The sequence below is a fragment of the Kitasatospora sp. CB02891 genome, from assembly GCF_002803145.1.
In the GTDB taxonomy this organism is placed as follows: domain Bacteria; phylum Actinomycetota; class Actinomycetes; order Streptomycetales; family Streptomycetaceae; genus Kitasatospora; species Kitasatospora griseola.
In genome coordinates this window covers 275,234-288,683 of the sequence record NZ_NNBO01000004.1, presented here as the reverse complement: position 1 = coordinate 288,683, position 13,450 = coordinate 275,234, and the positions used below count along the sequence as shown (strand labels likewise).

The window sequence follows — 13,450 nt, the reverse complement described above, 5'->3', positions numbered from 1 at the left end:
TTAGGGATTGGCGCACCTGCACAGCGGCACTGTGAGCGGAGTCACGATCCGGTATGTCCGGCAAGTCCGGGCGAGGAAAGATTGTCTGCGACTATTTGGCGATCACTTTGCCGAGCGATGGCATCGGCGAGGGCACCGCTTTCCTGATCGGCACTCACCCGATCGGTCGGCTCGCATGATTGACGGATCGACAGCGCACGAACCGGCCGGTCGTTCGCCGAACCGCGCGCCGGCCGCTCACCAGAGCACCCGCAGGGTGCGCGGGCTGCGGGTGGTGGCGCCCAGTCGCCAGTCGACGGGGGCGGACGGGTCGGCGAGGCGCAGGGCGGGCAGGCGGGTGGCGAGACCGCGCAGGGCGACCTCGATCTGGGTGCGGGCCAGCCAGGTGCCCAGGCAGTAGTGCGGGCCGGCGCCGAAGGCCAGGGTGGGGGACGGGAGGGGGGCGAACAGGTCGCCGGCCAGGCCGTCCGGGAAGACCGCCGGGTCCCGGTTGGCGCTGCCGAGGCAGACGGCGACGGTCGAGCCGGCCGGGATGGGCACGCCGGCGATCTCCGCGGCCGCCACGGCCTGCCGGGTGGTGAACTCGTCGTCGCCCAGCTGGATGTGGTGCAGCAGCCACTCGGTGGCCTGCCGCGCCTGCTCCTCCCCGGCGAGCCGGGGCCAGCTCTCGGGCCGCTCGCCGAGCAGGTACAGCAGGGAGTTGGCGAGCACGGCCGCGACGCTGTCGCTGCCGCTGGCCGCCAGTCCGCCGACCAGGAAGGTCAGCTGCTCCTCGGGGATGCCGCCGGCCGCGTCGGCGGCCTGCACCAGGCGGCTGACCACGTCCTCGCCCGGCCGGCGGCGGCGCTCGGCCAGCAGCCCGGCCGCGAACTCGGCGAACTCCCGCCGGTCGGCGACCGCTCGGCCGTCCGAGCCGGAGCCGTCGGCGGTCAGGCAGGCGGCCCACCGCCGCAGCTGCCGGTGGTCCAGCCCGTCCAGGCCCATCAGGCGCTCCGCCACGGCGAACGGCAGCACGCCGGTGAGCTCGGCGACCGCGTCGACCGGCGGCGCGGCCGCCGCCAGCTCGTCCAGCAGCCGCCCGGCCACCGTCTCCACCCAGGGCCGCCAGCGGGCCACGGCCCGGGGCGTGAACGCACCCTGCACGGTGTGCCGCAGCCGCTGGTGGTCGGATCCGTTCTGGTTGTAGAGCGACGCCGGGTCGGCGGAGACGGGCGCGGCGGCGGGGTCGGGCGCACCGTCCTCGGCGCGGACGAACCGCGGGTCGGTCAGCACCTGTCGCACGTCGTGGTACCTGGTCACCACCCAGGCGGAGGCGCCGTCCCGCAGGGTGCACCAGTGCGGCGGCGCGGCGGCGGGCAGGTCCAGGGCGTGCAACGGCGGCAGCGGGGCGGGCATGGCACCTCCACGTGGGCGGCGGGCTCCGACGCCCGGAACGGGGCAGGAATTCCCGATTACGCTACCTGACTGACCATCAGATTTCTTTCATGCCGCGCCATGTCGGTTCCGTCGGGTCCGCGATCCCTGTGGTTAGCATCGATTCCCGTTCAGTTCGGTGACGATTCATCCGGAGGGCCGTGCGTTGATCCCGGAAAGATCGGCCGGTCCGAGGGCCGGCCTTCGCACTGTTCTGCGGTACGCCGCCTATCCGGCTCTGCTCCTCTCGGTACCCGCGGCCGCCGCGGCCGCCCTCGTCGCGCACGCGGACATCGGCCGCGTTCTCGTCCTCCACCAGGTCGGCGTCATCGGCTACCTCTGGACCCTGGAACGGCTGATCCCCCACCGGCCCGACTGGCACCCCGGCGGGCGCGAACTGCGCTGCTACGGCGTCTACTTCGTCCTGACGATGGTGGGCGGGGCGATCGGCCAGCTGCTGGTCACGGCCCTGGTCGCCCGGGTGGCGCCGCCGCATCCGGCGCTCCCCCTGCAGGCCGAGATCCCGCTCGCACTGCTCGCCGGCTCGCTGGCGAAGTACCTCTTCCACCGCTGGTCCCACCACCAGCCGTGGCTCTGGCGGCTGCACGGCGTCCACCACGGACTGGACAAGGTGAACGTCGCCAACAACGGCGTCAATCATCTGCTCGACGTCCTGCTGGGGCAGGCCGTCGTCCAACTGGCGCTGGCCTGGCTCGGTTTCTCCCGGGAATCGGTGTTCTGCGCCACGCTGTTCGTGGTCGCCCAGGGATATTTCGTGCACGCCAACATCGACGTCCGAATCGGCCGGCTGAACCACCTTCTCGGCAGTCCGGAACAGCACCGGCTGCACCACAGCACCGACCTCGCCGAATCCGGCCACTACGGCGCGGACCTCGCGATCTGGGACCACCTGTTCGGCAGCTTCACCTGGCGTCCCGGGCAGGTCCCGGCGGCGGTCGGGCTGAGCGATCCCGACAGCTTCCCGCCCACCGCCGACGTGCTCGCCAGTCTGCTGCACCCCTGGCGCACCGCCGCCGACGCCACCACCGGATCGTCCGGCTGAACCGATCCCCGCCACCCGCCCACCCGTCCCGTCCCGGGGCGCCACGACACACGGAACGGACCATGACGGACTCGCCCAACGACTACCAGGACCGGATCGCGATCATCGGCATCGGCTGCCGGTTTCCCGGCGGAGTCCGCGACCACCGGGGTTTCTGGCGCAACCTGATCGAGGGGCGGGACTGCATCGTCCCGACCCCGGCCGACCGCTACGACACCGCCACCCTGGGCAGCCGGGACCGAGCGAAACCGGGCCGCCTGATCGGCGGACGCGGCGGCTACATCGACGGGGTCGACGAGTTCGACCCCGAGTTCTTCGGCATCAGCCCGCGCGAGGCCGAACACATGGACCCGCAGCAGCGCAAACTGCTGGAGGTCGCCTGGGAGGCGCTGGAGGACGGCGGCCAGCTGCCGAGCCGGCTCGCCGGACGCGAAGTGGGCGTGTACGTCGGCGCGTTCACCCTGGACTACAAGATCCTGCAGTTCGCCGACCTGAGCTTCGACACGCTGGCCGCGCACACCGCGACCGGCACCATGATGACGATGGTGTCGAACCGCATCTCGCACTGCTTCGACTTCCGCGGCCCCAGCGTCTCCATCGACACCGCCTGCAGCTCCTCCCTGGTGGCGCTGCACCTGGCCCGGCAGAGCCTGCTGCGCGGCGAGACCGACCTCGCGCTGGCCGGCGGCACCCTGCTGCACCTGGCGCCGCAGTACACCATCGCCGAGACCAAGGGCGGCTTCCTGTCCGCCGAGGGCCGCTCGCGCGCCTTCGACGCGACGGCCGACGGCTACGTCCGCGCCGAGGGCGTCGGCGTGGTGGCGCTCAAGCGGCTCTCGGACGCGCTGCGCGACGGCGACCCGATCCACGCGGTGGTGCTCGGCAGCGGCGTCAACCAGGACGGCCGCACCGACGGCATCACGGTGCCCAACCCGGACGCCCAGGTCACCCTGGTCCGCCGGGTCTGCGCCGAGGCCGGCATCGAGCCGGGCAGCCTGCAGTACGTCGAGGCGCACGGCACCTCCACCCCGGTCGGCGACCCGATCGAGGCGCAGGCGCTGGGGCGGGTCCTCGCCGAGGGCCGCAAACCCGGCGACCGCTGCTACGTCGGCTCGGTCAAGACCAACATCGGGCACACCGAGGCGGCCGCGGGCATCGCCGGGCTGGTCAAGACGGTGCTCGCGCTGAAGCACCGCCGGATCCCGCCGCACATCAACCTGGAGCGGCCCACCGACGCGATCGACTGGGCCGCGCTGCCGTTCGAGGTCCCGACCCGGGCGGTGGAGTGGCCCGCGCACGAGGGCCCGGCCCGGGCCGGCGTGAACTCCTTCGGCTTCGGCGGCACCAATGCGCACGTGCTGCTGGAGGAGGCGCCGGTGCGCCCGGCCGCCGCCCCGCCCGCGCGCGAACCGGCCCGCACCGTCCTGCCGTTGAGCACCCGCGACCCGGCCGGGCTGCCCGAGCTGGTCGACGGCATCCGACAGGAACTCGCGGGCGCGGACGGCGCTCCGGTGGCGCTGGCCGACCTCGGCCACACCCTGGCCCGGCGCCGCGAGCACCACGAGCACCGGCTCTCGGTGGTGTACTCGCCCGACTCCCGGGAGTCGCTGGACGAGGCGCTGGCCGCCCACCGGCGCGGCGAGCCGCACCCCCGGGTGCTGACCGGCCGCCGGCTGGAGCGCGCGCAGCGCCGGCTGGTCTGGGTGTTCACCGGCATGGGCCCGCAGTGGTGGGGCATGGGCCGGGGCCTGTTCGAGTCGGAGCCGGTGTACCGCGAGGCGGTCGAGCGCTGCGACACCGAGATCCGCCGGCAGGCCGGCTGGTCGCTGCTGGCGGAGATGCACCGCGACGAGGCCGACTCGCGGATGGCCGAGACCTGGCTCGCCCAGCCCGCCAACTTCGCCGTGCAGGTCGGCCTGGCCGCGCTCTGGCGCAGCTACGGCCTGCGCCCGGACGCCGTGGTCGGGCACTCCACCGGCGAGGCCGCCGCCTTCCACGAGGCCGGGGTGCACGACCTCGCCGAGGCGGTCGGCGTGATGCTGCACCGCAGCCGGCTGCAGCACCGACTGGCCGGCAGCGGAACGATGTTGGCGGTCGGCCTGACCGAGGTGGAGGCCGCCCGGCGGATCCGGTCCTGCCAGGACCGGGTGTCGGTGGCCGCCGTCAACAGCCCCTCCTCCGTCACGCTCTCCGGCGACGGGGACGCCCTCGCCCAGCTCGCCGCCGAGCTGGAGCGGGAGCAGGTCTTCGCCCGGTTCCTGCCGGTGCAGGTGCCGTACCACAGCGTGCGGATGGACCCGATCCGGGGCGAACTGCTGGCCGCCCTGGCGGACTTGAAGCCCCGTCCGGCCGAGGTGCCGCTGTACCTGACGGCCCGTGAGGGGCGTGCGCACGGCACCGAGCTGGACGCCGGCTACTGGTGGCAGAACGTCCGCGAGGCGGTGCGGTTCCGCGCCGCCGTGGACCTGCTGGTCGACGACGGCCACCAGGTGTTCCTGGAGATCGGCCCGCACCCCGTCCTCGGCCACGCGATCCGCGAGTGCCTGGACGGCCGGGAGGCGACGGGCTGGACGGTGCCCTCGATCCGCCGCGAGGAGGACGAGCCGGAACGATTCGCCCGGTCGCTGGCCGAACTGCACAACCTGGGAATCGAGTTGGACTGGTCGGCGCTTCAGCCGGGCGGCGCCCCGGTGCCGCTGCCGGGCTACCCGTGGAAGCGGGACCGGTACTGGGTGGAGCCCGCGCCGGTCGAGCAGGTCCGGCTCGGGCGGCTCGACCACCCGCTGCTGGGGCGGCGCACCGCGAACGTCCGGCCCACCTGGGAGGTCCAGCTCGACCTGGAGCGGCTGCCGTACCTGGCCGACCACCGGATCCAGGACTCCGCGGTGTTCCCGGCCGCCGGCTACCTGGAGATGGCCGCGCAGGCGGTGCGGGTGCTGACCGGCGCGCACCGGACGGTGCTGGCCGACATCGAGCTGTCCAAGGCGCTGTTCCTCTCCGAGTCCCAGCCGTCGACCGTCCAACTGGGCTTCGACTCCGACGGCGTGACCTTCTCGGTCGCCTCGGTCGGCGCCGAGCGCACCGTCCACGCGTCCGGCGTGGTCCGCACCGACCAGCGCCGCGGCGCCGGGCCCGCGCCGGACTTCGAAGCGGTCCGGGCGCGCGCCCGACGGCGGCTCGCCGGGGCCGACTGCTACCGGGAGCTCGCCGAGCTGGGCTACGGGTACGGCCCGGCGTTCCGGCGCATCGAGGAGGTCTGGATCGGCCCCGGGGAGGCGCTGGCGCGGATCCGCCCGGCCGAGCCCCGCCCGGTGGACGCCGACGCCGCGCACGTCCACCCGACGCTGCTCGACGCCTGCTTCCAGGCCCTGCTGACGCCGCAGCTGCTCGCCGAGCAGCGCCCGGCGAACGGCATCCGGCTGCCGCTGTCGATCGGCGAGGTGAGCCTCGACCGGGTCGGCGACCGGCCGTTCTGGGTGCACGCGACCGTCACCCGGGAGGACGGCGACGAGCTGATCGGCGACCTCGCCCTGCACGCCGAGGACGGCGCCCTGCTCGGCCGGGTCACCGGGTTCCGGGCGGCCGGCGTCGAGGGCGCCGCGGCCTCCGTGGGCCTGACCGCCATCGACGGCTGGCTGGCCGAACCCATCTGGATCGACCAGGAGTTGACGGAGGGCGGCACTCCCCCGGACCGGCTGGTGGTGCTCGCCGACGCGCACGGGCTGGCCGAGGAGCTGGCCGCGCAGGTGCGCGGGCGCGGCGGCCACTGCCACCTCGTCCGCCCGGGCGAGGAGTACTGGCACGGCGAGGACGCCTCGACGGTCCGACCTGAGGACGCCGCCGACCTGCGCCGACTGTTCGCCGACCTCGACGACGGCTTCGACACCGTGCTGCACCTGTGGAACCTGGACCTGCCGTCGCTCGACGCGGTGCGCCGCGAGCAGTTGGCCGACTGCGGCACGCTGGGCGGCTGGTCGCTGATCGCCCTCGCCCAGGTGCTGCCCGAGGCCCGGCCGAACGGGCGGCTGCACATCGTCACCCGGGGCGCGCAGGCCGTCGTCGAGGACGACCCCGTGGAGCCGCTGGGCGCGCCCGCCTGGGGCATCGGGCGGGTCCTGTGGCAGCAGGAACTGGTCGCGCAGCGCGGCAAGTTGATCGATCTGGGGCCGCTGGCCGACCACCCCGCCGAGGCCGCCGCGGTGCTGCGCGAGCTGGCCGTCGCCGACGCCGAGGAGATCGCGCTGCGCGGCGAGCGGCGCCGCACCTGCCGGCTGCGCCGGCCCGCCGACCTCACCCGGCCGCTGCCGCTGCGGCTGCGCGCCGACGGCAGCTACCTGGTGACGGGCGCGTTCGGCGCGCTCGGCCGGCTGCTGTGCCGGACGCTGGTCAAGCGCGGCGCGCGCCGCCTGATCCTGGTCGGCCGCACCGCGCTGCCCGCGCGCGAGCAGTGGGCCGAGGTCGCCCCGGACACCCCGGCCGGCCGGCGGGTGGCGTTCCTGCGGGAGCTGGAGGAGCTCGGCGCCCACCCCGTGCCGGTGCCGCTGGACATCACCGACGAGGCCGCCCTGGCGGACTGGCTGGCGGACTACCGAAGCCGTCAACTCCCGCCCGTACGTGGCGTGTTCCACCTCGCCGGGCAGGTCAGGGACGCGCTGGTGCCGGAGCTGGACCGGGAGGTGTTCGACGCCGCGTGGGAGCCGAAGGTGGTCGGCGCGCACGTGCTGCACCGGCAGCTGCGCGAGGAGCCGCTGGACCACTTCGTGCTGTTCGCCTCGATCGCCTCGCTGCTGACCACCGCCGGGCAGACCAACTACGCGGCGGGCAACGCCTTCCTGGACGCGCTGGCGCACCACCGGCGGGCCCGCGGCCTGCCCGCGCTGAGCATCGACTGGGGCCCGTGGGCGACCGGCATGATCGAGGAGCTGGGCCTGGTCGGCCACTACCGCGAGGCGCGCGGGATGAGCTCGCTGCCGCCGGCCGCGGGCATGGCCGTGCTGGAGCGGATCATCGGCCAGGACCGGGCGCAGCTGCTGGTCGCCACGGTCGTCGACTGGCCGGTGTTCCAGGCCTGGTACGCCTCGCCGCCGCCGCTGGTGGCCGAGTTGGCGGCCGCCGCCGACGTCCCGCAGGCCGCCCCGGCGGGCGGCTTCCCGGCCGCGTTCCGGGCCGCCGCCCCGGAGACCCGCCGGACGCTGCTGGCCGGGCGCTTCACCGAGCTGGTCGCGGCCGTGCTGCGGGCGAAGCCGGAGCGGATCGACCCGGCGGCGGGCCTGAACAGCCTCGGCCTGGACTCGCTGCTGGCGATGGAGCTGCGCGCCCGGATCCACGCCGAACTGGGCGTCGCGCTCCCGGTGGTGACGCTGCTCAGCGGTGATCCGCTGGAGCAGCTGATCGAGCGGCTGTACACCGCCCTGCTGGAGTCGGCGGCCGACGACGGCGGCGATCAGGAGCGGGCGGAGGTGGAGCTGCACACCGACGAGTCGCGGTACCCGCTGACGCACAACCAGAAGGCGCTGTGGTTCCTCAAGCACCTCAACCCGGACGCCTTCGCCTACAACATCGGCGGCGCCGTCGAGATCCGCACCGAGCTCGACCCGGAGCTGATGTTCGACGCCTTCCGGGTGCTGCTGGAGCGCCACCCCGCTCTGCGGGCCAACTTCCTGCTGGAGGACGGCCGGGCCGTCCAGGTCATCCGCCCCGGGGCGCGCCCGGACACCGGCCTGTTCGACGTCCAGGACCGGGAGTGGGACGACATCCACGACATGATCGTCCAGGAGTACCGCAAGCCGTACGACCTGGAACGGGACCCGCTGGTGCGGCTGCGGCTGTTCAAGCGCGGGCCGGACCGCTGGGTGCTGATGAAGGCGGTGCACCACATCGTCTCCGACGCGATCTCCACCTTCACCTTCATCGACGAGCTGTTCACGCTCTACGAGGGGCGGCGGCACGGCCGCCCGGTCGAGCTGCCGCCGGTGCCCTCGCGCTACCTGGACTTCCTGAACTGGCAGAACGGCCTGCTGGCGGGGCCGGACGCGAAGCGCATGCTGGAGTACTGGCGCACCCACCTGCCGGCCGAGACGCCCGTGCTGGGCCTGCCGACCGACAAGCCCCGCCCGTCCGTGCAGACCCACAACGGGGCGTCCGAGTTCTTCCGACTGGACGACGAACTCAGCGCCCGAGTACAGGAGTTGGCCCGCGAGCACGACGTCACGGTGTTCATGGTGCTGCTCAGCGCGTACTACCTGCTGCTGCACCGCTACTCCGGGCAGGACGACATCATCGTGGGCAGCCCGGTCACCGGCCGCACCCGCGAGGAGTTCGGCTCGGTCTACGGCTACTTCGTCAACCCGCTGCCGCTGCACCTCGACCTGGCCGACCGGCCGTCGGTGGCCGAACTGCTGGGCCGGGTCCGGGAGACGGTGCTGGGCGGCCTGGACAACCAGGAGTACCCGTTCGTGCTGCTGGTCGAGCAGCTCGGGCTGCAGCGCGACCCGAGCCGCTCGGCGGTCTTCCAGGCGATGTTCATCCTGCTCACCCACAAGGTCGCCACCGACAAGTACGGCTACCACCTGGACTACATCGAACTCCCGGAGGAGGAAGGGCAGTTCGACATCACCCTGTCCGCCTACCAGGACCGGGCGGACGGCACCTACCACTGCGTGTTCAAGTACAACACCGACCTGTTCGAGCCCGCGACGACGGCCCGGATGGCCGGGCACTACCGCAACCTGCTGGACGCGCTGACCAGGGCCCCCGCCGAGCAGGCCGCCGACCGGCTGCCGCTGCTCGACGCCGGCGAGCAGCGGCTCCTGCTCGACGAATGGAGCGGCGCGGCGCGCACCGAGCCCGCCGAGGCGCCGGTGCACCGGCTGATCGCCCAGGTCGCCGCCGAGCGGCCCGAGGCCGTCGCCGTGACCCTCCCCGCGGCGGACGGCGGCGTCCGGCGGCTGTCCTACGGCGAGCTCGACCTCCGCAGCCGGCGGGCCGCCGGGCGGCTGCGCGAACTCGGCGTCAAGGACGGCGCGGTGGTGGCGCTCTGCCTGGACAAGTCGCCCGAGCTGGTCGTCGCCCTGCTGGCGGTGCTCCGGGCCGGCGGCGCCTACCTGCCGCTCGACCCCGAGCACCCGGTGGACCGGCTCGCCTACCTGACCGGCAACGCCGACGCCGTGCTGCTGCTCACCGACCGCGACCGGCCCGACCTGGCCGGGCTCGCCCCGCAGGCGCTGACCGTCGACGAACTCGACCGGACCGCCGGCGGCGCCGGCCCCGAACCCGTCGTCGACCTGGACGCGCCCGCGTACGTCATCCACACCTCCGGCAGCACCGGCCGCCCCAAGGCGGTCCGGGTCAGCCACCGCAACCTGGCCTCGGTGTACGCCGGTTGGCGCTCCGCGTACCGCCTGGACAGCGAGGTCCGGGTGCACCTGCAGATGGCCGCCCAGTCCTTCGACGTGTTCACCGGCGACCTGGTCCGGGCGCTGTGCTCGGGCGGCAACCTGGTGCTGGTCGACCGCGACCTGCTGTTCGACACCGCCCGGCTGTACCGGACGATGGTGCAGGAGCGGGTCGACTGCGCCGAGTTCGTCCCGGCGGTGGCCCGCGGCCTGTTGGCGCACTGCGAACGCGAGGGCCACCGGCTGGACTTCATGCGCCTGCTGATCGTCGGCTCGGACGCCTGGAAGGTCGAGGAGCACCGCCGCCTGCACGCGCTGTGCGGCCCGGACACCCGGGTGGTCAACTCCTACGGGCTGACCGAGGCGACCATCGACAGCGCCTGGTACGAGGGCCCGGCGGACGGGATCGAGCCCGGCCGGATGGTGCCGATCGGGCGGCCGTTCCCGAACAGCGCGCTCTACGTCCTCGACGAGCACGGCGAGCCCGTGCCGCCGGGGGTGGCGGGCGAGCTGTGGGTCGGCGGGGCCGGCGTCGCCGACTGCTACGTCGGCGACCCGGAGCAGACCGCCGAACGCTTCACCGTCCGCACCCTGGGCGGCCGCCGGGTGCGGCTGTACCGGACCGGGGACCTGGCGCACTGGGCGGCCGACGGCACCGTGCGGCTGCTCGGCCGCGCCGACAACCAGGTCAAGGTGCGCGGCCACCGCATCGAGCCCGGCGAGATCGAGACCCAGCTGGCCGCACTGCCCGGCGTCGCCCAGTGCGCCGTGACGGTCCGCCAGGTCGACGACGGCGGCGGGGTGCTGTGCGCCTACTACGTCCCCGAGCCGTGGGCGGGCCCGGACCCGCGCGAGCTGCGCCGGCAGCTCGCCGACCGGCTGCCCGCGTACATGACGCCCTCGTACCTCACCGAACTGTCCGCGCTGCCGCTCACCCCGAACGGCAAGGTCGACACGGCCGCCCTGCCGGCCCCGGCCTTCGACCCCGGGGACGGCGAACCCGAGCCGCCCACCACGCTGTTCGAGGTGCGGATGGCCGAGCACTGGAAGTCCCTGCTCGGCGTGGAGCGGGTCGGCCTGCAGCACGACTTCTTCGAGGCCGGCGGCAGCTCGATCAAGCTGATCGAGCTGATCCACCACCTGCGGGCCGAGTTCAACGTCTCCATCCCCGTCAGCCTGCTGTTCGAGTCCACCACGCTGCGCGGCATGGCCCGCACCCTGGGGCACGTCATCACCGGCAAGGTCGCCGGCGCCCAGCCGTACCTGTCCTTCAATCCGCAGGAGGCCGCCGGCGGGACGGTGTTCTGCTTCCCGCCGGCCGGCGGGCACGGCCTGGTGTACCGGCAGATCGCCGCGCACCTGCCGGAGTACCGGTTCGTCGCGTTCAACTACCTGACCGGGGACGACAAGGTGGCGCGCTACGCCGACCTGATCGAGTCCTTCCCGGAGCAGGGCCCGTACACCCTGCTCGGCTACTCGCTCGGCGGCAACCTCGCCTTCGAGGTCGCCAAGGAGCTGGAACGCCGCTCCCACCAGGTGCCGCACGTGCTCATCGTCGACTCCTACCGGATCACCGAGGCCTTCGCCCTCCAACCCGAACACCTCGACGCGTTCGAGCGGGAACTGCGCGAACACCTGCTCCGGCACACCGGCTCGGACCTGGTCGCCGAGGAGACCCTCAGCCAGGCCCGGGAGTACCTCGACTTCTGCAGCCGCACCCCGAACCTCGGCTCGGTCCGCGGCCTGATCAGCGTCATCTCCGACCAGGAGAAGGTCCCGTTCTACGCGGCCGGCAACCAGGGCACCTGGCACGGCAGTTCGAGCACCCGGACGACCGTGTTCCGCGGCTTCGGCAGCCACGCCGAGATGCTCGACCAGGACTTCGCCGCCCGCAACGCCGAACTGACCCGCGGCATCCTCACGGGAGGAGCGTCCGGTGCCGCGGTCTGACGGCGGGCCCCGGGTCATCGTCATCGGCGCGGGTGTCGGCGGCCTCGCCACCGGCTGCTACGCGCAGATGAGCGGGATGCGCAGCCGGATCTTCGAGAAGCACGTGCTGCCGGGCGGCTGCTGCACCGCCTGGTCCCGCAAGGGCTACCTGTTCGACTACTGCATCGACTGGCTGATCGGCACCGCACCGGGCAACGACGCCCACCGCGTCTGGCGGGAGCTCGGCGCGCTCGACGGCAAGACCGTCACCAACTTCGACCTGTTCAACCGGGTGGTCGACGAGCACGGCCGCGCCGTCACCTTCTACAACGACCCCGACCGGCTGGAGCGCCACCTCCTCGACCTCTCCCCCGCCGACGCCCGGCTGATCCGCGGCTTCTGCCGGGACCTCAGGCGGTTCGCCACGCTCGACCTGCACCCCTTCCTCAAACCGTCCGCCCTGAAGACCACCCGCGAGCGGCTCGACACCCTGCGGACGGTGCTGCCCTCGTTCCGGCTGCTGTGGCGGACGGCGGCGACCCCGCTCAACGCCTTCGCCGACCGCTTCCAGGACCCGCTGCTGCGCCAGGCGTTCCGCAACATCCTGTTCCAGGACCCGGACGGCTTCCCACTGCTGCCCTACCTGTACAGCATGGCCGCCGCCCGCAACCTCAACGCGGGCTTCCCGCAGGGCGGTTCGCTGGGCCTGGCGCGGTCGGTCGAGCACCGCTACACCTCGCTCGGCGGCCGGATCGACTACCGCTCCCGGGTCGAGCGCATCCTGGTCGAGGACGGCCGGGCGATCGGCGTGGAGCTCAAGTCCGGCGAGCGGCACTACGCCGACCACGTGGTCTCCGCCTGCGACGGGCGGACCACCATCTACCGCCTGCTGGAGGGCCGGTACACCGGACCGCGGATCGACCGGCTCTACCAGGAGGAGCTGCACCGCCCCGGCACCCTGTTCCCCGCCGTGGTCTCGGTCTTCCTCGGCATCGACGGCGAACTCGACGCCGAGGACCCGCACTGCACCACCTACCTGCTCCCCGCCGAGCAGGCCGCCGAACTGCCCGGCGGGCTCCAGCGCAGCCTGGTGGTGCAGCAGCGCTCGCGCTACTCGGACGGCTTCGCCCCGCCCGGCAAGTCGGTGATCCACTGCACCTACTTCAGCGACTACGACTACTGGAAGAGCCTGCGCGCCCGCGACCGCAAGGAGTACCGGGCGCACAAGCAGCGCGCCGCCGACGTGGTCCGGGCCTTCCTGGAACGGCGCCACCCGGGCCTGGGCGCGCGCATCGACCTGATCGAGGTCGCCTCGCCGGCCACCATGGAGCGCTACACCGGCAACAGCTACGGCAGCATCCTCGCCTGGAAGGCGTTCTCGGGCGCCGACGACCTGATCACCAAGCTGATCAACCGGGACCGGATGCGGCTGCCCGGGCTGAGCGGCTTCTCGATGGCCGGCCACTGGGCCAGCCTGGGCGGCCTGATCCGCGCGGCGTCCAGCGGCCGGTTCGCCGTCCAGTACCTCTGCGAGGAACTGGACGTGGAATTCCGGGCCTGGGAGAGCGAGGACCAGGACCCCTGGCATCCCGGCAAGCTCGGACACCTGCCCCAACTCGCCCGCTGGAGCGCGTCGGCATGACCGGACCAC

4 protein-coding genes are annotated in these 13,450 nt (G+C 73.5%); 3 read left to right on the top strand and 1 reads right to left on the bottom strand.

Annotation, left to right across the window (positions count from 1 at the left end):
• Positions 1-237: 237 nt before the first annotated feature.
• Positions 238-1,395, bottom strand: a complete 1,158-nt coding sequence (locus tag CG736_RS12260; RefSeq protein WP_100586212.1) for a cytochrome P450 — start codon at positions 1,393-1,395, stop codon at positions 238-240.
• A 184-nt stretch (positions 1,396-1,579) separates the two neighbouring features.
• Between CG736_RS12260 and CG736_RS12255 the strand changes: the two genes are divergently transcribed.
• The 3 genes from CG736_RS12255 to CG736_RS12245 all read left to right on the top strand — a co-directional run bounded on the left by CG736_RS12255 (position 1,580) and on the right by CG736_RS12245 (position 13,441).
• Positions 1,580-2,476, top strand: a complete 897-nt coding sequence (locus CG736_RS12255) for a sterol desaturase family protein (protein WP_100586211.1) — start codon at positions 1,580-1,582, stop codon at positions 2,474-2,476.
• Between the two features lie 62 nt (positions 2,477-2,538).
• On the top strand, positions 2,539-11,820 hold the full coding sequence (locus CG736_RS12250) for a hybrid non-ribosomal peptide synthetase/type I polyketide synthase (protein WP_100586210.1): 9,282 nt from the start codon (positions 2,539-2,541) through the stop codon (positions 11,818-11,820).
• Positions 11,807-13,441, top strand: coding sequence for an NAD(P)/FAD-dependent oxidoreductase (locus tag CG736_RS12245; protein WP_100586209.1), 1,635 nt, complete (start codon positions 11,807-11,809; stop codon positions 13,439-13,441). Before CG736_RS12250 ends, CG736_RS12245 begins: the two co-directional genes overlap by 14 nt.
• Positions 13,442-13,450: the final 9 nt, after the last annotated feature.